The organism is Vibrio sp. R78045 (genome assembly GCF_042466085.1).
In the GTDB taxonomy this organism is placed as follows: Bacteria; Pseudomonadota; Gammaproteobacteria; order Enterobacterales; family Vibrionaceae; genus Vibrio; species Vibrio cyclitrophicus.
Genome location: NZ_JAXHBS010000013.1, coordinates 1,256,218 through 1,278,918 on the forward strand (window position 1 = coordinate 1,256,218; position 22,701 = coordinate 1,278,918).

Annotated in this window: 15 protein-coding genes and 1 pseudogene; 6 read left to right on the plus strand and 10 right to left on the minus strand. The window is 44.7% G+C overall.

What is annotated here, in order from left to right; all coding sequences use genetic code 11:
* Nucleotides 1–10: 10 nt before the first annotated feature.
* Nucleotides 11–1,159, minus strand: coding sequence for an NrfD/PsrC family molybdoenzyme membrane anchor subunit (gene nrfD, locus SJY39_RS16165; protein ID WP_171341992.1), 1,149 nt, complete (start codon nt 1,157–1,159; stop codon nt 11–13).
* A complete protein-coding gene (gene dsrO / locus SJY39_RS16170) occupies nt 1,156–1,992 on the minus strand; it encodes a sulfate reduction electron transfer complex DsrMKJOP subunit DsrO (RefSeq protein WP_390242237.1) in 837 nt (278 codons plus the stop codon). The genes nrfD and dsrO overlap by 4 nt, the downstream gene beginning before the upstream one ends.
* A 221-nt stretch (nt 1,993–2,213) precedes the next feature.
* Between dsrO and SJY39_RS16175 the strand changes: the two genes are divergently transcribed.
* The 3 genes from SJY39_RS16175 to SJY39_RS16185 all read left to right on the plus strand — a co-directional run bounded on the left by SJY39_RS16175 (nt 2,214) and on the right by SJY39_RS16185 (nt 6,269).
* Nucleotides 2,214–4,085, plus strand: coding sequence for a sensor histidine kinase (locus SJY39_RS16175; protein ID WP_016787346.1), 1,872 nt, complete (start codon nt 2,214–2,216; stop codon nt 4,083–4,085).
* A gap of 11 nt (nt 4,086–4,096) precedes the next feature.
* On the plus strand, nt 4,097–4,699 hold the full coding sequence (locus tag SJY39_RS16180) for a response regulator transcription factor (RefSeq protein ID WP_016784329.1): 603 nt from the start codon (nt 4,097–4,099) through the stop codon (nt 4,697–4,699).
* A gap of 319 nt (nt 4,700–5,018) precedes the next feature.
* Nucleotides 5,019–6,269, plus strand: a complete 1,251-nt coding sequence (locus tag SJY39_RS16185) for a tetratricopeptide repeat protein (protein ID WP_016784328.1) — start codon at nt 5,019–5,021, stop codon at nt 6,267–6,269.
* A 226-nt stretch (nt 6,270–6,495) separates the two neighbouring features.
* Here the strand turns inward: SJY39_RS16185 and sstT are convergent, their stop codons facing one another.
* From sstT to malT, 7 genes and pseudogenes are all read right to left on the minus strand, one after another.
* Nucleotides 6,496–7,710 carry a serine/threonine transporter SstT gene (gene sstT, locus SJY39_RS16190; RefSeq protein WP_010431627.1) on the minus strand — a complete coding sequence of 405 codons (1,215 nt, stop codon included), beginning with the start codon at nt 7,708–7,710 and terminating at the stop codon, nt 6,496–6,498.
* A gap of 381 nt (nt 7,711–8,091) precedes the next feature.
* Nucleotides 8,092–8,216, minus strand: a pseudogene (locus SJY39_RS16195) (GTPase RsgA); the annotation flags it as partial.
* A gap of 101 nt (nt 8,217–8,317) precedes the next feature.
* Nucleotides 8,318–8,776, minus strand: a complete 459-nt coding sequence (locus tag SJY39_RS16200) for a copper chaperone PCu(A)C (RefSeq protein WP_010431625.1) — start codon at nt 8,774–8,776, stop codon at nt 8,318–8,320.
* A gap of 87 nt (nt 8,777–8,863) precedes the next feature.
* Nucleotides 8,864–9,460: an SCO family protein gene (locus tag SJY39_RS16205; protein WP_010431623.1), complete on the minus strand. Its 597-nt coding sequence runs from the start codon at nt 9,458–9,460 to the stop codon at nt 8,864–8,866.
* The gene (locus SJY39_RS16210; protein WP_010431620.1) at nt 9,457–9,897 is read right to left on the minus strand and encodes a hypothetical protein; all 441 of its coding nucleotides are present in this window, start codon (nt 9,895–9,897) and stop codon (nt 9,457–9,459) included. Before SJY39_RS16210 ends, SJY39_RS16205 begins: the two co-directional genes overlap by 4 nt.
* Nucleotides 9,898–10,101: 204 nt before the next feature.
* Entirely contained in the window at nt 10,102–11,022 is a 921-nt protein-coding gene (locus tag SJY39_RS16215) for a DUF368 domain-containing protein (protein ID WP_010431618.1), read from the minus strand.
* A gap of 553 nt (nt 11,023–11,575) precedes the next feature.
* A complete protein-coding gene (malT, locus tag SJY39_RS16220) occupies nt 11,576–14,284 on the minus strand; it encodes an HTH-type transcriptional regulator MalT (protein WP_016785598.1) in 2,709 nt (902 codons plus the stop codon).
* Between the two features lie 569 nt (nt 14,285–14,853).
* Between malT and SJY39_RS16225 the strand changes: the two genes are divergently transcribed.
* The 3 genes from SJY39_RS16225 to glgB all read left to right on the plus strand — a co-directional run bounded on the left by SJY39_RS16225 (nt 14,854) and on the right by glgB (nt 22,016).
* Nucleotides 14,854–17,307, plus strand: a complete 2,454-nt coding sequence (locus SJY39_RS16225; RefSeq protein ID WP_016793220.1) for a glycogen/starch/alpha-glucan phosphorylase — start codon at nt 14,854–14,856, stop codon at nt 17,305–17,307.
* Between the two features lie 172 nt (nt 17,308–17,479).
* Nucleotides 17,480–19,660, plus strand: a complete 2,181-nt coding sequence (gene malQ / locus SJY39_RS16230; RefSeq protein ID WP_016793219.1) for a 4-alpha-glucanotransferase — start codon at nt 17,480–17,482, stop codon at nt 19,658–19,660.
* 175 nt (nt 19,661–19,835) lie between these two features.
* Nucleotides 19,836–22,016 carry a 1,4-alpha-glucan branching protein GlgB gene (gene glgB, locus SJY39_RS16235; RefSeq protein ID WP_016793218.1) on the plus strand — a complete coding sequence of 727 codons (2,181 nt, stop codon included), beginning with the start codon at nt 19,836–19,838 and terminating at the stop codon, nt 22,014–22,016.
* 57 nt (nt 22,017–22,073) lie between these two features.
* Here glgB and SJY39_RS16240 read toward each other — a convergent pair whose 3' ends face one another.
* Complete coding sequence (locus tag SJY39_RS16240) at nt 22,074–22,550, minus strand: TetR/AcrR family transcriptional regulator (RefSeq protein ID WP_010431603.1); 477 nt, start codon at nt 22,548–22,550, stop codon at nt 22,074–22,076.
* Nucleotides 22,551–22,701 lie beyond the last annotated feature (151 nt).

Sequence of the window (22,701 nt, forward strand, 5' to 3'; positions counted from 1 at the left end):
ATTCCTCAGACTACAAGCTATGTGAGCGGTTAAGTGGTGACGGTGTGTTTTGGTTTGACTTAGATTTTGTCTTTTGTGAAGAGCCAGTTGTTCTTGTCGATCCAGTAGACACGATTTCAGAAGCGAACAGCGCAAGCGCTAACCAAAGGCCACACATACCAATAATGCCAAGTAACCCAGCGCTACCCATAGGCAGTTCATAAGGGAATGGGCCTACATCAAAACGTGGAATGGTTTGAACTTCCATCATGGTGACCCAACGCACCGCCCATGCTGAAACGATGGTCGCTAGCGCTATGCAGACAATTCCTAGCTTGCTTTGAGATAGACGTTGCAGTGGCAAAACTAAGATCATGCATAGCAAAATGCTGGTAGTCATGATGCCTAAATTGATGCCCCAAGCGTCGTTCTCATACAGGTTGAAGTGACCATGGTTAGATGCCCAAATCGAGGTAAGAATGATGGCAAGGCCACCTGTTAAGGTAATGGTTCTTTGTACTAGAGCGAGGTCTGTCGGTTTTAAGCTTGGCTTGTTTGAAGGCAGCAGAGCCCAAATCAACAGCGTTAAACCCGTTGCAGCAAAGAATGCGGTCGTAAACCAAAGCAGCGGAGAAGCCGGTTGATGCCAAAGCGGTCGGCTCGCCAAAATTGCAATCTCGGCGCCTGTGTAAAGCGCGATGCTTAAGCCAGAAATAGCGGTCGCAGCAGCGAGTGCAATCATCAGTTTTGCTGAAACCTGCCATTGCCCTAGTGTTAGCCAAGACAAACGCTTTAGAAGCGGGTTTTCACTCTCTTTAAGCTGTGCGATGTCATCACGCAGGTAAACCCAAGCTGTCGCGACAGCCAGACCAGAGAATAGAGGAAGAAACAGAGAGCCTAATGACATCCATGACCAAGGTGTGATGTGAGCGTAGAAGTGCCACGCACGGCCAGGTTGGTGTAAGTCACCGGTTAGCGCCAGTGGGCCAACAATTGCGCCGATGGCCATCACAAGCACAAGGGCAGAACGAAATTGATGACTGGTCGAGTTTTTGAAGATCAGTGTAATCAAAAACAGAATAGCCGCCGCGTAAGCTGAACCAATGTAGAAGAAATATTGAACCGCCCACGGTAGCCAAGCGATCTCTTGAGCGGGAACTAACACCTCAGTGATATTCATGCTGTCTCTCCTTGTTTTCCTAGTGCTGCGATTGCCGAGTCTTGTTTGCTAAAGGATGAGTTATCGATGGCGGCTGGATCATAAATCGCAGGTTGGCCTTCAATGTGGCTAACGAAACGCTCGTTCATGCCGATATAGAAAACATGGGGGTTGGTATTCTGCTCTGGCTTGAGCACCTTGATGTCGTCTCGATTTTCATTAAGCAGGCGGTTGATCTCGCTGTTTGGGTCTTTGAGGTCACCAATGACACGCGCCCCACCAACACAGGTTTCGACACAAGCGGGCAGCAAGCCGTCTTCAAGGCGGTGCGCACAGAAGGTACATTTGTCTGCGGTAAGGGTGTCGTTATTGATGAATCGAGCGTCGTAAGGACAAGCTTGAACACAGTAAGCACAAGCTACACAACGTTCGTTGTCGACCATTACAATGCCGTCTTCACGTTGGAAGGTCGCTTGAACAGGACAAACCTTGATGCAGGGAGCGTTGTCACAGTGATTACAAAGGCGAGGCAACATGAAAAATTTCACGTTTTGTTGAGCTGTCGAACCATCATCAAGGGAGACTTCATACTGTTTTACAGTGGTTCTGAACTGGCCAATCTGCGCTTGGTTTTCAACGCTACAGCCAACAGTACATGCCTGACAACCAACACATTTACGTAAATCAATCGCCATCGCGTAGCGTTTACCTATTTCGCCTTTGCGGTCAGGTTGGTTGTTATTGCGAATGGCTGTGCTCGCGACTGCGGTGTTGATTCCGGCAATGGGAATGAGCGCAGCACCGGCGGAAACTTTACCGAATTGGCTGAGAAACCGTCTTTTCAATGAGTCCATAGTGGTACCTATAAATGGGTATTCTTTCTGTTGAGCTCATTGTCAGTTTTTGACCGTACACGGGGTATTGTGGATTTCCACATACCCAGATCAAAATTGATCTAGAACAAATGTGGTTTTACTAATCTAGCTGTTATGCTTTGTATCAAGGCTCTATTTAACGTGTCATCAATGCGTTATTTGAGTGTGGATATGCCGTCAGTGTGGAGAAAGAGATTTTAGTGACAGTCCGAAACCTAATATCAATCGTTAGCCTTTGTTGGTTGAGCTTAACCGCAGGAATGTGTTTAGCCGCTCAAACGGAGCAAGAGATTACAACGACAGGCACTGTTGAGTCGGAACAGGTTATTGAGGTCGGTGTATTGGCTATTCGAGGCAAGCTTTCCGCTCAACAGCGTTGGCAGCCGACAATGGATTGGTTGTCGGAGCGCATTCCCGGAAAACACTTTGTTCTCAAGCCTTTCAACTTGGAAGAGATGGCCGACGCGGTAAAAGGTGTTGAGGTCGACTTTGTTATCACCAACCCCGGTCAGGCGGTTCGCTTAGGACGCCAGTATGCGCTCTCTTGGATGGCCACCATGACCAGTCATAACTTTGAACAGTCGGGAGCCAGCAATACGCAAAGTATTGGTTCGGCCTTGGTGGTGAGAAGAATGTCACCTTATATCTCGCTAGAACAATTGAGCGGTAAGCCGATTGCGGCGGTATCTGAAAATGCATTCGGTGGCTATTTAACAATGCGTTACCAAGTGATGCAACAAGGGCTTAATCCCAACCATTTTTTCTCTAACACCCAATTTTTAGGTTTTCCGATTGACGCCAGTTTGTATCAACTGCGTGAAGGGCACATTGAAGCGGCTGTCGTACCAAGCTGTTTAGTTGAGAACATGATCAGTGAAGGTTTGCTGGTGGCGGGACAATATCGAATTATCGAGAATCAAGCTCCAGAAGGATTCCGATGCCAAGTGTCTACGCCGTTGTACCCCAACTGGTCGTTTGCCAAAACAGAGCGGGCTTCTTCGACTCTGGCCAAACAGATGAGTCAGGTACTATTTGCGATGCCCAAAAGCAGTGCGCCCGCGATTGCAGCGAATGCATCGGGTTGGACATCACCGACAAGTCTGCTTTCGATAGACAAGCTTTATCAACAACTCGATATGCACCCACTACAACAACCTTGGTGGAAAGAGGCGTTAATCTGGCTTAAGTACAATCAGCAATGGGCATGGGCGTTCTTCATTCTTGTGGTGTTACTGAATGCTTACCACTTCTGGTTGGAGTACAAATTCAGTCGAAGTAAAAAGCAGTTGGAAGCCATGTTGCACAAGCTAAAAAGTAAGAGTGAGCAACTCGAGCACTCTCAACGCATTGCAGTCGTGGGCGAGTTGGGGAGCAGCCTCGCACATGAGATCAACCAACCTTTGGCGGCCATTCGTAACTACAGCGAAGGCGGTTTGTTACGGATTTCGAAGAACAAACCATTGACCGATATTGAACCTGTGTTCGAGAAGATTCAGTCGCAAGTGGATAGGGCTGATGCGATCATTCAACGTCTAAGAAACATGATAAAGAAACGCTCATCTGAGAAGTCCCAGACTGACATCGAACAGTTACTCACCGACACCATCGAATTGCTGCAATTTCGATTACAGAAACACAAGATAACCGTTGAACGTCATGCCGTAGGTAAGCCTATTGAGCTGTATGTTGATTCGGTGGGGCTACAACAAGTGATTGTAAACCTGATCAACAATGCGACCGACGCATGTAATGCACAGATGCATCGTGAACAAAGCGCTACGTCTGATATTGATAACAAAAACAGCGAGCCACCAACAATTAAAGTGATTACCGAGTATCAACCGGATAAAATGATGCTGTCGGTTATCGATAACGGCACGGGTTTAGATTTCACCGAACAACAAGTCACTCAAGCCTTTGTGAGTAGCAAAGAAAACGGCTTGGGTTTAGGGCTTGCGATTTGCCAAGACGTGATTGAAGACCACAGCGGCCAAATGGCCATCAAATCATTGACTCCTCATGGCTGTCACGTCTCAGTGACGTTACCTTTTTCTCTTTCAAATGATTCATAAGGAATCTTGTTATGTCTGAACTTCATCAAATGTTGCCGGTTTATGTGGTTGATGACGATGAATCGATGAGAGACTCATTGGTGTTCCTATTGGAAGAGCATGATTTTACGGTGTTAGCTTATGAAGATGGTCTGAATTTTCTGGATTCAGTGGATTTGAGTGCGCCGGGGTGCGTGGTGTTAGACAGTCGAATGCCTGAAATGAGAGGACAACAAGTTCACGAATTAATGATGAAAGCGCAGAGCCCACTGTCGGTGATCTATTTGACAGGGCATGGCGACGTGCCAATGGCGGTAGAAGCTTTACAAGCCGGCGCGGTGAATTTCTTCCAAAAGCCAGTGAAAGGCAATGAGTTAGCTGAGGCAATCAAACAAGGTTTGGAGGCTTCTGAAAAGCACTTACATATGAATGTGTACCGCCAAGCTTATGCTTCGTTAACCGAGCGCGAAGTAGACATCCTCAAGCAGATCATTGATGGCAAGCGCAACCAGAAAATTGCCGATGAACTTTGTATTGCAGTGAGAACGGTGGAAGTACATCGAGCGAGTTTGATGAAGAAATTCTCTGCGAAAACAGTTGCCGAGCTTGCTTACGTTTATGGAAAGCTGAACTAACGATGTGACGACAGTATGTGAAGCTACGAAGAGAAATACACCAAGCTTGCTACCGTTTTACAGATTTTTCTGATACTCGGTTCTTCAATATCACTCTATATTGAAGCAAGATCACACCATTTGGGGAGCGCATAACGATAGGTCTCTGCAGGCTTTTTATCGCTATGTATTCCTGAGATACTGAACTAAGTTCATTTTGGGGCGGAACGTGTCAATAACGACGCTTTTCCCTATAATTCGAAACATTCACTATGGTTGATGACACCTCGATATAGAGATTTGTATCAGCCGAGTTAGGTTAATATATTTTATGAGTACAATGGGAATCGCAATTGGTGCGACGGCTCTTTCGTTAATACTTGTGGCCGTTTGGCTGATTTCTTTATCGCTAAGAAAGCAACGGTTAGAGCAAGAACGAAAAGCGCGAGCAGTTGCTTACCGAAAGGCGATTGAAAAGGCTCGAATACAAGAACAAAAAGAACGCCACTTTAAGGCTGAAACAGGCCATACGCCATCGATTCTGTATTTAGCGAAAGAGGCTGAACGTAACAATATTAAAGAAGCTTTGTATTGGTATGACAAAGCGGCTCATTTAGATAATATCAACGGTATGTATGGCGTTGTGCGACTCAGTATGAAGCGCAAAGAAGACCTGATTTTAAGAGAAAAAGCCAATTTTTGGCAGCTTGCGATATCCGCACTGGATAATGATTTGGTTGCGAAATTTGAGATGGGTAAAGCGCTCGTGTTTGGTCGCGGTACGGATAAGAATATCCCTAAAGGTTACACTTACATCGAAGAGTCAGCTGCAGGTGGAAATACCGAAGCAATGCTGTTTATGGGCGACTGGTGTTTGGATAAAGAAAATTCAGACTATTCAGCAGAAAGTGCCGTTGAGTGGTATCGCAAGGCAGCAGAAAAAAACAGTTTAGATGGCAAGATCAAACTGGGTACATGTTATTTGAACGGCGTTGGTATAGAACCTAATCATGGTGAGGCTGTGTACTGGTTTGAAACCGCAGCTGAAAAAAACAGCGCAGAAGCCATGTTTAGAGCCGGCGAAGCTTGGATAGACCATGGTGAACATGGCAGTGCAATTGCTTATATCTGGCTGTTTTTATCAGCACACTTTGGCTACTCAGATGCGAAACAATTACGAGACAAAGTTGGGGGCGATCTTGGTGTGGATGCGGTCGTGGGTCTACAGGCTCTGACTAAGCCGATAATGACCAAGCTAACGCAAGAGGCGATAACTAAGCATTCAATCGTCAAAGCGCTCAATAAGCTCTACAAGCGTAATGTGCCTATCCCTAAGAAAGTAAAAGAAGCTTCAGATGAAGATATTGATGAGTTAGGTGTAGAGAGTGGTCACCCAAAGACAGAGGCTTCGAGTGAGCATGTTTCTAATATGGATTACGGACAACAGGCGACAGCCAACCATAATGGTGCGATGACAGAACAAGAACTTAACGTGAATCAGCCATCATCAGATAAGCCATCAAGCGTTAACAGTGGTTCTTTGGACTTTAGTCAGTCTGCAGTCGAGCCTAGTTGGAAGAATAACCACTAAGCAAGCTCTAGTGCATCTGTTCAAGAAGTCATCGACAAGATAGGTGTAGATTGAGTGATAAAAATGGTCAACTAGCTAAAGCTTTAACGATAATCTGGAAGATAAGAACAACAAAAAAAGGGAAGCATCTGCTTCCCTTTTTGTTTATGTGCTATTTACTTTAGAGCTTAGAGCTTAGAGCTTAGAGCTTAGAGCTTAGAGCTTAGAGCTTAGAGCTTAGAGCTTATTACGCTTTGTTTTGCTCTGCTTTACATACAGCAGCAGTGAACACAACGTCTGTTGAGCTGTTAAGTGCTGTTTCAGCAGAATCTTGAATCACACCAATAATGAAACCAACCGCTACAACCTGCATCGCTACATCGTTCGAAATACCGAATAGGCCACATGCTAGCGGGATAAGCAGTAGTGAACCGCCAGCAACACCCGATGCACCACACGCAGAAATCGCAGCAACTAGGCTTAGTAGGATTGCTGTGAAGATATCAATCTCGATACCCATAGTGTGCACAGCTGCAAGTGTTAACACAGTGATAGTGATTGCAGCACCCGCCATGTTGATCGTTGCGCCTAGAGGGATAGATACAGAGTAAGTATCTTCATCTAGGTTTAGCTTCTTACAAAGGTTCATGTTAACTGGAATGTTTGCAGCACTTGAACGAGTGAAGAATGCTGTTACGCCTGATTCACGGATACATTGAAGTACAAGTGGGTATGGGTTCTGCTTTGTCTTGATAAATACAAGTAGTGGGTTAACCACAAGCGCAATAATCAGCATTGAGCTTAGTAGAACAGCTAGCAATTGACCGTAGCTTGCTAGAGCATCGAAACCCGTTGTTGCGAAAGTAGTCGAAACAAGGCCAAAGATACCGAATGGTGCAAGACGGATAATGAAGCGAACAATGTGCGAAACACTGTGGCTTAGGTCTTCGAAAACCGCTTTAGTTGTTGCAGATGCGTGGTGCAGAGCAAGACCAAGGCCGATTGCCCAAGCTAGAATACCAATGTAGTTTGCGTTCATTAGCGCGCTTACTGGGTTATCTACAAGCTTGAATAGAAGAGTATGAAGAACTTCAGCAATACCTTGTGGAGGGTTCGCACCTTCAGCGCCAGCAACCAGTGTCAAAGTGGTTGGGAACATGAAGCTTAGAACGACTGCCGTTAAGGCTGCAGAGAAAGTACCAATCAGGTAAAGCACAATGATTGGACGCATATGAGTGTGCTGACCTTTCTTTTGGTTTGCGATAGAAGCTGCAACAAGAATGAATACTAAAATTGGGGCAACAGCTTTCAGAGCACCAACAAACAGACTACCGAGTAGGCCTGCGTCTTGAGCTGCTGAAGGAGAAACCATGGCGAGAACGACACCGAAAACAATACCAGCAAGGATCTGTAGGACTAGATTCCCACGAGCGATGCGGGCGAGTATGTTGTTGTTTTGCATAAAATACCTGCAATTGTTAAATTATTATAGTGATGTATCTTTTTATAAAGTTGTACCAAATCCAACTATACACTAGTGGAATGGGCGGTAATATTAGCGAGATCTAAGAGAGTGTCTAGGAATAGTTTACTTTTAGGGTGATTGTTTGCGTCCAGTGGCGTTTTTGGAGCTAAATGTTAAATAAATGTGTTAATGCTGGTCTATAAGTCTACATGTTTATGTTTGTAAGGGGCAATATTCTGGTTGTTGGGGTATGTAAACTGTTATTGGCAAAATCATTGTATTCAGAAATAGTTATACAGATACCAAATTGAAATAAAAAAGCCCCACCTGATTAACAGGGTAGGGTTAAGTCGTCTTATAGTCGTTAACCTAAAAGGCTTAATCGGAGGCTTTCTTAAGGTTGCGGCTCTCTGATTGTACAGTTTATATATCTTAGAAAGCGGATTTCTATTAGCGCGTTGTTCGGCTAACGAAGCGCCATTTCTAGCTTGTTCCTTCAACAACTATTGATTTTTGGCGAGATCAAAAAGCGAGCTCAGTTTAAAAAAGCCACGATGGCAAAAAGTCATCGTGGCTTAAATTATTCCATCAATTGTGAATGCGATTAATGATGGTCGTGGTTCATCTTTTTCATGCCGCTCATCACTTTCTTCACTGGTGCATCGAAGGTTTGTGTTTCACCGTTGGCGAAGGTTAATGTCATCTCGATTTGATCACCTTCTTTTAAGCTGCTTTTTAGGTCGAACAACATGATGTGTAGGCTACCTGGTTTCAGTATCGCTTCCCCATTCGCAGGGATTGTGATCTCTTGAACTTGGCGCATCTTCATTACGTCGCCATCAACGATAACATCATGAAGCTCTACCTTTCCTGCTGCTGGTGTTGCTGCAGAAACAATAGCGCGATCTTTATCGCTGTGGTTCATCAGAGTCGTGAATACCGCGCTGTTCACTGCTGAAGGCGGTGTTGCACGAGCGTACGCATCATGAACCATAATATCGCTATTAGCGTGAGCAAGAGGAGTGAGCAATAAGCCTGCTAGAGCGAGTGCTTTTAACTTCATGTTGTTGTCCTTATTTTTTATGTTCTTTGGTCTGGGACCTGACTTTTTTGATCGAACTTTATTCATTAAGTTCTTTGTTTTTACGTTTTATTGCGTCAATTTGTTGATGGCCTCAACAATTGGCGCTGGCGTTAACGTATGCGGCACTTTGGTAATCAGTGTGCCATCGGGCTTTAAAAAATAAAAATATGAGCTGTGGTCTAGGGTGTATTCCAACTCTGAACCTTCCAGCTTTGTTTTTCTAAAAATAACACCGTAATTGTGTGCAAGCGTTGTTGTCACATCCAATGGACCACTTAGCCCTTCCATCATTGGGTGGAAGTATTGTGCGTATTCGTACGATGCTTCTGCAGCATCACGTTCAGGATCAAGTGAAACAAACATCGGCCGAATTTTGGCTTTTGCTTCGTCAGAGACTTGGTTAAGTGCACCGGCTAGCATCGCTAAAGAAGTCGGGCAGACATCTGGGCAACGAGTGAAACCGAAGTAAACGATGCGAATTCTGTCATCGGTTTGGTCAAAGATTTCCGTTGGCTGGTTATCTTTACCGAAAAGCGTGGTCATTGAAAACTCTTGCTTTGCTGCGTGTTGTTCTTGAGCTTCGTTTTGCCCATCAAGATAGCTTTTGACACCAAAACCAAGTACAAACGCTACCACTAATGCTAACGACCAATTCTTACTCATCTTGCCATCCTTATTGCAGGGTTTACGGTTTCAACACCATCGGTGAGTTCGCCAAGCCAAGTCATTTTATCCATGGTGCACACAGGTAAAATCACATCCCCTTCGTAGATATTATTACCAATATTTTTTAACTGAAAACGTGCTGAACCCATGTCCATTTCTAAGCCCGTAAGTGACAACATTAATGTTTCAGATGCCGCTCCTTCCCAAACTACTTTCATTTTAGTAGGAACCAGTGGTTGGGCGGTCTCGCTATCAAGAGACATAGAAATCTCCTGTTGCTTACACGACGCTGTTGAAAGCATGCAATAGTCGTCTAAGTTAACGTCAGCTGAGGTGTGTTCCATGGTTGTTTTAAATTGCTGGATCGCTTGTGGTCCATAAAAGCCTGCCACGAGAGCGACTCCAAGAGCTGCCACCTTTAATGCCGGGTGCATGTCGTGTTCTCATTTAATTTTATAAGAGCGGCGATGTTATCATACCCGTCAATACGTGCTTGTATCAAAAAGCAATTTTGTGCGTATGGTAGAAGTAAAAAAGCGAAGCCACAGGCTTCGCTTTTGTCTATATAAGAGGGTCGTTGAGTTTAGTATTTCTTACACTCATCGGTTTGTCATGCTAAACAAAGGTTCGCTGAATGATTAGTCAGCATTGCACTCTGCAAACTTTTCCAACCCGAGAACCAATGCAATGGCAACAAGCATCATCACAATCGCCATAACCAGTTGAGATGGTTGAGAAGTGACCGCTTCGAAATCGAAAGGCGATAGATTTTCCTGAATCAAAGGAACTTGCTCACCTTTGGAGTTTGTACGCCAGCTGATGGTCTCTTTCCAAGGCCAGATCTTTGGTAGCGTACCAATCATCAAGCCAGTTAAGAATACTAATGTGAAATCGCGGAATGAGCGCAATAACCAAGAGAGAATGTGTGAGAAAGTCAGTAGACCGATCACACAGCCACCTAAAAATAGGGCAAGCACATCAATTTGAAACTCTTTGACCGCGCCAAGTACTGGGCCATACATCCCAATCAATAGCAGGATAAAGCTACCTGAGATACCTGGTAAGATCATCGCACAGATCGCAATCGCACCCGCAATGAGAACATTGATACTAGTAGGTTCCATCTGCAGTGGCTTAAGCACGGTAATACTATAAGCGAAGGCAATACCGAGCAGTAAAAATACGAAGCGAATTACATCGCGTTTCTCTACTTGTTTAAGAATATGGAAAACAGATACCAAGATAAGGCCAAAGAAGAAAGACCATAAAGGGATTGGATGTGTAACCAATAACCAAGAGATGAGTTTCGCGAATGTTGCAATGCTGGTGAACACGCCCGCGAACAGTGAAATTAGGAAAAACCCATTGATATGGCTAAACGCAGCCTTGAAGCCTTCACGTTTCCATAAGCCAAGCACGCTAGGGTTAATTCTTCGAATGCTTTCTAGCAAGGTATCGTAGATACCTGTGATGAATGCGATGGTTCCGCCAGACACACCAGGAACAACGTCGGCTGCGCCCATTGCCATGCCTTTGAAAAAAGTACTTAAGTAATTCATTGCTTCATAGAGTTGAGGATGATTTTGTGCAGTATACAAACTTTAGTGTAAAAAAAGTATGAATATGCCATCAATGAAAGGGCTTTTATCCCCTTTTAAATTGTAAGGCAATAAGTTGAAGTGAACATGTGCCTAATATTTAGAATACAACCACTTAGTGTTTTATCACTAGTGCTTAATGATGAAACTGATCTCTTATCAATATTGCATCTTAGTTGCATTATGCAAGTGCACTTTGCAATTCGCATGATGAATTAGCAGTTTTTATGCGATGCAGGGCTTATAAAACGTCTTTTTAAAGTTGGCACGCTAACTGCATTGTAGTACTTGACCCTTCTTAAGCCGAGGGTCACCTAGCCAACTGACGTTGTTAGTGAACCTATTGATTTGTTCACAAATATATAGAGCCAATCGCGATTATTGCGGTTGGCTATTTTTTTATCTGTCGTTTGGTTATCTGTGATTTCTTCCTGCTATTTCCTTCATGCCAAGAAAAAAAAGCCAGCCACTATGGGTGACTAGCTTATGCTTTATCTCGAATCTCGAATCCGCTTTAATACCCCATTAACTGCAGCAAGTTCTCGGCAGTACTGATTGCTTCTTTACGGTTGGCAATATTGAGCTTTTGATAAAGATTTCGAATGTGTGTTTTGATGGTGGTCCCTGCTACATCGAGCTCTTGAGCGATCTGTTCATTACTGAATCCAGAATAGATCAGGCCAAGCACCTGCCATTCACGTTGAGTGAGTGGGCTAGTACGCACAAGCTCCGGGATATTAGGGTGATTAACCAAATTCTCAACAAAGTCTTCATCGAAGTGAACCGATCGGCTACGCTGAGTCGTCGAGATATCTTTCATAATCTGCTGCGCACGATGACGTTCTAAATCACCTAAGCCCGGCTTGTTGCTCAACTTATCTAAGATATGACCAATTGTGCCACCGTCTACTAAGAAGTTACCAACCATACCGGTTTGGTTAGTCATGTGTAAGGCTTCTTCAAGAAGTACGCGAGCACTGTCTTCGTCGTTAATTTGGGTGCGCAGTACCGCTTCCACGATTAAGTTTCGGTTGGTATCCGTCACAAGGTGAGAGCGTTGAGCTTCACTCTTCAAGAATGCTAATGCTTCTTCTGCGTCTTCGTATTGCTCAAGGATGATATGAGCGCGAACAATGTTTCTCCATTGAAGCTGACAGAAGTGGTTACTCGCTGATTCAGGTCGAACCGCCACATTTAACCAATCACGAATGGCTTCTTTATCGCCTTTTACTTGCCAAAATAGGATCAGAGAAAGAGAAGCGTTCGCCGTCCAGTCTACATGGTAGGTGGATTGGCGTAATAGGTGTTGAATTTGGTCGATAAACTTTGATGCTTTATCAATCTCTCCACGGCTCAGTGAAATACGAGCCAGCATTGAATAGCTGTGCAGGTGCTTACTTGGTGAATGGTGACCAAGAATATCTAAACCTTTGTAGCAACACTCTTCTGCTTCATCTAATCGGTTCCAACACCAGAATATCTGGGCACGTACACGCAATAGAAACTCATGTAGAGGTACGTATTGTAATTGATGCTCTTCGATCAATTTGAACGCACTGTCTTGCAGTTCGAACGCCGCTTGAACGTAGCCTTGAGCAATCAAAATTTCACTCTGTTGCAGAATGGCCCACAAGGCTTGATGGTAAACCTGATATTGGCGCGCGAGTTTCTCTGTTTGTTGCATCATTGGTAACGCACGACTGAGGTTGCCCATTACGTGATTCACTTCACCAACAACCGAGGTTGCTACAATGCGGCTACGATAAACTGTTGTGTTTAACTGACTCAACGAAAGTTCAGCAAGTTCTAATGCTTTTTCAGGTTCATTACTGTTGATGGCGACTTGGGCGCGCAAGGCATTGTATTGGCCTTGTTGTTGAGTATCGAGCTCGATGTTTCGATCTTGATATTGAGTTTCAGCCTCTTCCAACAAAGTACCCACTTGATCATAGCGGTGCTGGCTTTGTGCAAGCCACGCGCGCAGCATTGATAGCTTAGGCTCGCTGTAAAGCTGATCGGTGGTCAGTTGCTTGATCGCCATTTCTAACGAAGACAACTCACCTTGGTTGAACATCGGCCAGCCGTGCTCTGTAAGAATTTGAATGATCAGGTCCGGGTCTTCAGCACGTTGTGCATGTCGTAGTGCTTGGTGAGGCGTTTTCTGTTTGATCCACGCTTTAGCGGCACTTCGATGCAATTCAGCTTCTTGCTGAGGAATTCGCGCCTGACGTTCGTGTGCTAGAAATTCACCAAACAGATTATGGAAGCGGTACCAGTTTTTTTCGCCCTCAAGCGGGTAGATGAATAAGCCAAAACGGTTGAGTGATTCAATCATTCCGAGTGCGTCTTCACGTTGTGTCAGTGCGCAGACTAATTCGTCATTGAAGTGATCAAGCACAGAACATTGCATTAAGAAGTGTCGAGTTTCTTTGTCTAATAGATCGAACACTTCTTCAACCAAATAGTCCCAAAGGTGGGCATGGTTAAAGTGAGAGAACGACTCGGCTGATTGGGCAAGTGTGCGTTTTTGGTGTTGTGCTTGAAGCGCGATAAGTTGCAGTGCAGAAGGCCAACCTTCTACATAGCTACAAATACTATCTGCCGTTGTGTCATCAATGCCATCGGCAACACGTTGATTGAAAAAGCGTGTGGTTTCTTCGGTATCAAACGCCAGCGAGTCATTACCTAATTCGATCATTAAGTCACGAACGCGCAGGTTTGCTGTGCCAAGTGGTGGTGTACCACGACTGGTTACCACAAGCGTTAAATTGTCGGGCATGTGTTTGAGGAAAAAGCGCATCGCTTCATGAATGTCATCATTATTAACCAAGTGATAGTCATCCAGCACCAGGAAACATTCGTGATGGAATTCAGACATCTCAGCAAACACTTCACTTAATAAAGAATGCAGTGATGAAAACTGTCGTTTTTCTGCCAATTTTTGGGCGTTAGGACAGGCATTTTGAGTCGCTTTATTGAGTGATTGTAGGAGGTAGTTGATGAACCGGAATGCATCGTTGTCACTATCATCGATGCTGTACCAACCTACACTGGGTTTATCTACCAGCCACTGCGCAGCCATGGTGGTTTTGCCGTATCCCGCTGGAGAGCGAAACAATACTAGCTTATAGCAATCTGCATGTTGTAGCAGATCGAGAACTCTCGGTCGCAAGATTGCGTTATGTAGGCGGCCGGGACGAGTCAGTTTCGAAGGGATCCACATGTTTAAGTTTTTCACCTATTCCGTGGCTTATGCTATGGATTATCTCAATCTATCGTTGAGTACATGTCCAATGACATTCGCCTGATTACTTAAGTCTTCAGTCATAGTACGTGATGCCAAACGATACCGACTATGATCCTCCTCAGAAACCTTGCACTCCTGCAGGTTTTTGATGTTCTACGCCCTTTATTTGTGACATATCTCACTTAGTGGGGCGTTTTTTTAATGTGACCTTGTCCTCCCCTGTACAAGATTTTATGTAAAAGATGAGACGAGAGAAATTTTTTCGTGATCTAAATATCAGATTTGGCAATAACTTCAAATGGGTTAAATAAAAGTCACATCAATTGAAGTTAAGTTATCGAACGGGACCTTGTGATCTTAGTCACTCCAAGTTTTTGTTCTAAGTCAGAACATGAGAGTCAGATCACTAACCCCATGTCGGTACGCCCCCTACGCCCTCTCATCTACTCCTAGTTAGTCGTACGGGCGGGAGGATGTTTAGTTAATGGTGACCATGCACGATATGTCACAGATGAATTAGAACTATTAAAAGCGAGATTTCTGAAATGAAACCAACTCAGCAAAAAACTTTCGATAAAGTGTCGTTCCAAGAAAGCGTTAAGAAGCATTTATCTGCAACCTACGCAACAACGATTGAAAACGCAGATAGCCGCGCATGGTACCTAGCAATGGGGCGTGCGCTAGCAGAACTCACAACATTTGATCTGTTAGAAACTGAAAATGACGAAAAAATTAAGAACGCGAAGAGCGTTAACTACCTTTCACTAGAGTTTTTGATTGGTCGTTTAACCGGTAATAACCTGATCAGCATGGGTCTGTACGAACAGATCACTCATGCAATGGAAGAGCTAGGTCAAAACCTAACGGATCTTCTAGAAGAAGAACGCGATCCATCACTAGGTAATGGTGGCCTTGGTCGTCTAGCTGCTTGTTTCATGGATTCTTGTGCCGCTCAAGAATACCCAACAGTAGGCTACGGTCTTCACTACGAATATGGTCTATTCAAACAGTCTTTCCAAGACGGTCGTCAACAAGAAGCACCTGACGCATGGCGTGGTGTTGAAGGTTACCCATGGGAAGTGGCTCGTCCAGAACTAGCACAACACATTGGTTTTTACGGTCATGTAGAAGTTGAATACATCGACGGTAAAGAAGTTCGTACTTGGGTTCCGGGTATGGAAGTAAAAGCAATGCCTTGGGATCTACCTATCGTAGGTTACGAGTCAAACACGGTTTACCCGCTGCGTCTTTGGGAATGTCAGGCAATTGCACCATTCTCACTAGCAAGCTTTAACAACGGTGACTACTTCGAAGCGCAACACTCGCTAATCGATGCAGGTAACATCACTAAAGTACTTTACCCGAATGACAACCACGAGAAAGGTAAGACTCTGCGTCTAATGCAGCAGTACTTCCACTCAGCAGCGTCTGTTCGCGATATTCTACGTCGTCACGAAGCAGCAGGTTTCTCTCTAGAAGACCTTCCTAAACAAGAAACGATTCAACTGAACGATACGCACCCAACTATCGCTATCCCTGAATTGATGCGCATCCTGATCGATGAGAAAGGTTTAACTTGGGACCAAGCTTGGGAAATCAGTGCTCACACGTTCGCGTACACGAACCACACACTGCTTCCAGAAGCACTAGAGACTTGGTCTGAATCTTTGATCAATCGTCTTCTTCCACGTCACATGGAAATTATTTTTGAAATTAACCACCGCTTCATGCAAGAAGTTCGCAAGATGTGGCCTGGTGATGGTGAGAAACAAGCGAAGCTTTCTATCATTCAAGAAGGTTTCCACCGTATGGTTCGCATGGCAAACCTATGTGTGATTGGTTCTTACAAAGTAAACGGTGTAGCTGCACTTCACTCACAACTGGTTAAGAAAGACTTGTTCCCTGAGTTCAACGAAATCTTCCCTGGCAAATTGACTAACGTAACGAACGGCATCACGCCACGTCGTTGGTTGAAGTTCTGTAACCCAGGTCTATCTACGCTAATCACAGGTAAGATCGGTACTGAGTGGCCTGCAAAACTTGAGCAGCTAGAAGCCATCGCTAAGTTTGCAACAGACGCGAAATTCCAAAAAGAATTCATGGCTGTTAAGAAAGAAAACAAACAGCGTCTTGCTGATTGGGTTCAAGAAAACATGGGTATCGAGCTAGATACTAACGCTATCTTCGACGTGCAAATCAAGCGTCTACACGAATACAAGCGTCAGCACCTAGACTTGCTACACATTCTATCTCTGTACCACCGTATTCTAAACGAACCTGGTTTCGAGTGTGAGCCACGCGTATGTTTCTTCGCAGCGAAAGCAGCTCCAGGTTACCACCTAGCCAAAGAAATCATCTTTGCGGTTAACAAGATTGCAGAGAAGATCAACAACGATCCTCGTATCGGCAACAAGTTGAAAGTGGTATTCATCCCTGACTACCGAGTGAGCATGGCTGAAATCATCATTCCAGCAGCAGACGTTTCTCAGCAAATTTCATTAGCTGGTAAAGAAGCATCAGGTACGGGCAACATGAAGATGGCTCTAAACGGTGCTCTAACTATCGGTACGATGGATGGTGCAAACGTTGAGATTCGTGAAGAAGTTGGCGATGAAAATATCTACATCTTCGGCCTAGACGTTGATGGTGTTGTGGCGTTGCAAGCTCAAGGTTATAACCCTTACGACTACTACAATGCTGACCCACTACTGAAAGCTTCTCTAGACCTACTGACAGGCGATGAGTTCTCTCCAGGTCAACCAGGCCTCCTGCGTGCAACGTTTGATAGCCTGCTAGACGGTGGTGACCCATACCTATGTCTTGCTGACTTCGCATCTTATGTGAAAGCACATGAAGACATGGGCAAGCAGTACAAAGACCAAGCCGGTTGGGCTAAGAAAGCAATTCTTAACACAGCATTGGTTGGTAAGTTCACATCAGACCGCTCAATCCGCGACTACGTGAATAATATTTGGAAACTTGAAGCGGTTAACCGTTAATAAACCCAAAAGCAGCCAAGGCAGTTTCTGCCTTGGCTCAATTGACTTGTGCACAAGCCAGTATTCAAATTAACGGCTTATAAACTGAATCGTTCACAAGCTGATTGATGAACAACAGATTAAATAACAACCCTACAAAATTGAAAGCGTTAGAACGTTTTCGGAGAGAGCGATGAAAGAACAGACCGTATTAAAACAAGTCGCAGAAATGGCAAATATTGCCGACAGTTACGTTAGTGCGTGGGGCGATGAAGCACAAGTATCAGACGAGACGATTACGTCTCTATTGGCTTCATTGGGCTACGATACAAGCAGCGATGATGCACTGCTAAAATCAGCAGAAAGAAAACACAAAAAAGATGTACTAGACCCAGTTCTTGTCTTGCGTGACGGTGAGCCAGTAGAAGTGGCGCTTAATCTAGGTGTAAGTGCTCGTGAAAGTGAGTTCAGCTGGCGCTTAGAAACCGAGCAAGGAGAGGTACTTGAAGGCTATCTTCAATCTCAAGTCGTTCGTGATGAGCGTGCAGAGGGTGGCCCTTTAGTGTTTGCATTGCCAAGTGATTTGGCATGGGGTTACCACAAGCTAATTGTGAGCCGTAAGCGCCGTAAGAAGCCTTACGAGATGACATTAATCATTACGCCAAAAGCGTGTTTCAAGCAATCACCAATCGAGCAAGGCAAAAAGCTTTGGGGACCAAGCGTTCAACTCTACACTCTCAGAACTCAGCACAACTGGGGTATTGGTGATTTTGGCGATCTAAAACAACTTGTTGCCGATATCGCGTCTCGCGGTGGTGATTTTGTTGGTCTAAACCCAATCCACTCATTATTCCCAGCGAACCCAGAAGGCGCGAGCCCATACAGCCCGTCCTCACGTCGTTGGTTGAACATATTATACATTGATGTGAGCTCAGTACCTGAATTCGCGTTAAGTGCTGAAGCACAACAAACGGTAGGCAGTGCTGAATTCCAACAGCGCCTACAGAAAGCTCGTGAAGCACACTGGGTGAATTACACTGAAGTGTCCGAGCTTAAGATGAGCATCTTGCCTCTGTTATTCGCAGAATTTAAGACTCGTCATTTAGATAAAAACAGCGATCGTGCACAAGCGTTCTTAGCGTTTGTTGAAGAAGGCGGTGAAAGCCTGATGCATCAAGCGGCGTTTGATGCTCTGCATGGTGAGTTACATGCTGAAGATTCAGGTATGTGGGGCTGGCCTGTATTCCCTGAGAAATACCGCACATTCGAAAGCCCAGCAACACAGAAATACATCAAAGAGAACCTAGAAAACGTTCATCTGTACATGTACCTGCAATGGTTAGCGGATTGCCAAATCAACGATGCCCAGTCTCTTGCAGAAGAGAAGGGGATGGCTGTTGGCCTGTACCGTGACTTAGCGGTAGGCGTTGCGGATTCAGGTAGCGAAACGTGGGCAGATGAAGGCAACCTAGTGATGGATGCGAGTATCGGTGCTCCACCGGATGTTCTTGGTCCTTTAGGTCAAAACTGGGGTTTACCACCGCTGAACCCTGAAGCACTTCAAGAAACCAGCTACGACGCGTACATTAAATTGCTTCGTGCCAACATGAAACATTGTGGTGCACTTCGTATTGATCACGTTTTAGGTCTGCTGCGTTTATGGTGGATTCCAAAAGGTGAGAACGCAACTCAAGGCGCGTACATCTACTACCCAGTGCAAGATATGCTTTCGATTCTGGCGCTTGAATCTCACCGTTACCAATGCAGCGTTATCGGTGAAGATTTAGGCACCGTACCAGACGAAATCGTTGATATCCTAGCGGATGCGGGCGTACATTCTTACAAAGTGTTCTTCTTCGAAACATCGGAAGACGATGGTGGTTTCATTTCACCGAAACACTACGCACCACAATCGATGGCAGCATTGTGTACTCACGATATGCCAACGCTTCGCGGCTTCTGGCACTGTGATGACTTGAAAATGGGTCAAGAGATTGGTTTATACCCAGATGCAGAACAGCTAGAAACCTTGTTCGATGACCGTCTGGAGTGCAAACAAGGTATCTTAGATTCAGTGGCATGGCATGGCTTCTTACCTGAAGGTGTTGGTCGTGATGCAAGCCAAGTACCGATGGACTCTTATCTTGCTGAAGCACTTCAACTACACGTTGCGGCTGGTGGTTCAACATTATTGAGTGTTCAGTTGGAAGATTGGTTAGAGATGGACAAGCCAGTAAACATCCCTGGCACTGTAGATGAATACCCGAACTGGCGTCGTAAACTATCCATGAACTTGGACGAAATTTTCGCTCATGAAGGCGTCAATCGTATCGCTTCTAAGCTGACAGACGTTCGAGAAAAAGCAGGTAAGTAATGACGTTGAGTGACTTGAAAATAAGTGGTTTTTTGCTTACGGCGTACGAAACTACAACCTCGGTCACTCAATAATGAATGCTCATCTGGTAGAATAAATTGTCGTTATATTGCCCGCACTAATAGCGGGCATTTTTGTATTATATTTTTTGGATGTTTGGTTAGGGAGAAACGTTTTGGAACTAAGTTCGATTTCAAAGCAAAAACAAATATATACCCAACTATCACAGGCTTGTTTCACTGACCCGTTTGCGTTTTTAGGGCCGTACTTACCTTCAGATCAAGGTGCATTAAGAGTATGGATTCCAGGGGCAGATAAAGTAGAGTTGATCGTTGGAAAGGAACCTCGTATTGAGTTAGCGCGAGAGGGTGAAAGTGGCTTCATCCTTAAGCAAAAAAGAGACCTACGTTTCACTCACTATAAACTTGCGGTTGATTGGGCTGGGGTAGAGCAGATCATCGATGATCCATACCAGTACCACGATCTGTACGCGAGTTATGAAGATCTTCATACACCTAAAGATATGTATCATCACATGGGGGCTCAGTTTATTACGCTAGAGCGTGATGGACAGACGATTTCAGGTACGCGTTTCTTGGTGTATGCACCGCATGCAACGGCGGCAAGTTTGGTGGGTAACTTCAACGCTTGGGATGGTCGTCGCCACCCAATGCAACGCCTAGATTACGGTATGTGGGGCCTATTCATTCCTGAACTGGAAGAAGGCGCTCAATACAAGTTTGAATTAAAAGGGCCAAATGGTGAAGGCTTACCACATAAAGCTGACCCATGGGGCTTCTACTCAGAGCAATACCCATCGTTCTCATCAGTGACTTACGACCACGCTCGTTACGAGTGGCAAGATAGTCAATGGCAGAATCGCCCTGTTACGCAAAAGCGCAAAGAAGCACTTTCGTTCTATGAACTGCATGCAGGTTCTTGGAAGCGTAACGCCGAAGGAGAGTTCTTAAATTATCGCGAGCTTGCGGCAGAGCTAATTCCATACTTGACGGATCTTGGCTACACACACGTTGAGCTAATGCCAGTTTCAGAGCACCCATTCTACGGTTCTTGGGGTTATCAACCTGTTGGTCTATTTGCACCGACTAGTCGTTTTGGATCTCCTGATGATTTCAAATACTTTGTCGACCAATGTCACCAAGCTGGCTTAGGTGTGGTACTAGATTGGGTTCCTGCTCACTTCCCAAGTGATGATCACGGCCTAGCAAACTTCGATGGTACGCCATTGTTCCACGATCCAGATCCACGTCGTGGTTGGCATCAAGACTGGAACTCGTACATTTATGATTTAGGCAAAGAGCATGTTCGTTGTTTCTTGGTAGCAAACGCTTTGTACTGGTTCGAACAATTCCATATCGATGGCATCCGTGTTGATGCGGTTGCTTCGATGCTGTATCTCGATTATTCGCGTAGCCATGACCAATGGATTCCGAACGCAGATGGCGGCAACGAAAACTATGACGCTATTGCTACCCTTAAGTGGATGAACGAAGAAGTTTATAAACACTTCCCGAATGCGATGACGATTGCTGAAGAATCGACTGCTTTCCCTGGTGTTTCGGCACCGACCTTTATGGGCGGCTTAGGCTTCGGCTTTAAGTGGAATATGGGCTGGATGCACGACAGTTTATCTTACATCCAAGAGGACCCGATTAACCGTAAATATCACCACGATACGATTACTTTCCCGCTGGTCTACGCACACAGTGAAAATTATGTATTATCTTTGTCACACGATGAGGTGGTTTACGGTAAGGGGTCTATCCATAACAAGATGCCTGGTGATGAATGGCAACAAACAGCCAACTTACGTGCTTATATGGGTTACATGTATGCACAGCCAGGTAAGAAGTTGAATTTCATGGGTGCTGAATTTGGTCAGACGGCTGAATGGAACCACGATGATCAACTGCAATGGTTCTTGCTGGATTACGATCGTCATCAAGGTGTTCAGCGCTTAACCAGAGACCTGAATAACCTATACCGCTCTGAAGCTGCAATGCATGACCTTGATTTTGACCCGAAAGGCTTTGAGTGGCGTCTACAAGATTCTGCAGAAGCGAGCATTCTTGCGCATGAGCGTATCAGTGAGTCAGGTGAGCGTGTATTGGTAGTTTCTAACTTTACACCAGTCCCTCACGAGCATTTCCGATTAGGTGTTCCAGCAAAAGGGAAGTATTCACTATTGTTGAATACAGACTCGGTTGATTACGCAGGTAGCGGTTTTGAAGTGAAGAAAGTCGCTGAGATTGAATCAGTAGAAAGCGAAGGGCTAGACACATCGATTGAGCTACGCCTACCACCGTTATCGACGGTTTTTTATAAACTGAATTAACCGATTGTTAAAATAAAAAAATGGGAGCTTTAAGCTCCCATTTTTATTGCTTCGAAACTAATTTGATGGTGTTCCAAGGTTAGTTAGGTAGAACATTGAACGTCCTATTACCGTTTCAAGGATGCGAGCAGAGTCGGTCCCGAAGCTATTCAGCATTTTTTCGCGAAACAGACCATCTGAACTGACATTGAATGCTTCGGGACTTTTGACCTGTGAGGCATGAAAAAACATCAGTTTGATAACGTATCGGAATTGTTCATTGTCTAAAGCATTTTGCCATGATTGAAGAAAGACCTCTTCCGAAGCGAAGTCTAGGTTTTCTATAACAATCGATAACATGTGCTTGTGAAGCACTGTTCGGATAGCACGTGTCGATGGATAATAGCCCTGAAGCGTTGTTAAACTAATGCCAATTTCCTGAGCAATCCTTGCATAAGTTAGAGCTTCATGTCCTTCAGCCAGAAAAAGGTTCAATACGATTTCATCGTAGTTTTTTTGATTTTCTAGTTTCTGTAATTGAGTTATTCGAGCCATTATAAATCCCACATTAGGTGTGACATTCTGTATAGAAATTACGGATTGAGGATGTTAACAAAATATTCCGTAATAGACCTTAAAAAACAAAAAATTACGCATAAAAAGATATAATTAATCGATAATTTATACATAAACTACTGTTTAGTGT

What these genes read in the sequence shown, in the direction of transcription:
- SJY39_RS16210 (WP_010431620.1), bottom strand. Translation starts at nt 9,897, where the DNA reads ATGCACCCGGCATTAAAGGTGGCAGCTCTTGGAGTCGCTCTCGTGGCA.
- malT (WP_016785598.1), bottom strand. Translation starts at nt 14,284, where the DNA reads ATGTGGATCCCTTCGAAACTGACTCGTCCCGGCCGCCTACATAACGCA.
- SJY39_RS16225 (WP_016793220.1), top strand. Translation starts at nt 14,854, where the DNA reads ATGAAACCAACTCAGCAAAAAACTTTCGATAAAGTGTCGTTCCAAGAA.
- SJY39_RS16205 (WP_010431623.1), bottom strand. Translation starts at nt 9,460, where the DNA reads ATGAGTAAGAATTGGTCGTTAGCATTAGTGGTAGCGTTTGTACTTGGT.
- sstT (WP_010431627.1), bottom strand. Translation starts at nt 7,710, where the DNA reads ATGCAAAACAACAACATACTCGCCCGCATCGCTCGTGGGAATCTAGTC.
- SJY39_RS16180 (WP_016784329.1), top strand. Translation starts at nt 4,097, where the DNA reads ATGTCTGAACTTCATCAAATGTTGCCGGTTTATGTGGTTGATGACGAT.
- nrfD (WP_171341992.1), bottom strand. Translation starts at nt 1,159, where the DNA reads ATGAATATCACTGAGGTGTTAGTTCCCGCTCAAGAGATCGCTTGGCTA.
- SJY39_RS16200 (WP_010431625.1), bottom strand. Translation starts at nt 8,776, where the DNA reads ATGAAGTTAAAAGCACTCGCTCTAGCAGGCTTATTGCTCACTCCTCTT.
- SJY39_RS16215 (WP_010431618.1), bottom strand. Translation starts at nt 11,022, where the DNA reads ATGAATTACTTAAGTACTTTTTTCAAAGGCATGGCAATGGGCGCAGCC.
- dsrO (WP_390242237.1), bottom strand. Translation starts at nt 1,992, where the DNA reads ATGGACTCATTGAAAAGACGGTTTCTCAGCCAATTCGGTAAAGTTTCC.
- SJY39_RS16240 (WP_010431603.1), bottom strand. Translation starts at nt 22,550, where the DNA reads ATGGCTCGAATAACTCAATTACAGAAACTAGAAAATCAAAAAAACTAC.
- malQ (WP_016793219.1), top strand. Translation starts at nt 17,480, where the DNA reads ATGAAAGAACAGACCGTATTAAAACAAGTCGCAGAAATGGCAAATATT.
- SJY39_RS16185 (WP_016784328.1), top strand. Translation starts at nt 5,019, where the DNA reads ATGGGAATCGCAATTGGTGCGACGGCTCTTTCGTTAATACTTGTGGCC.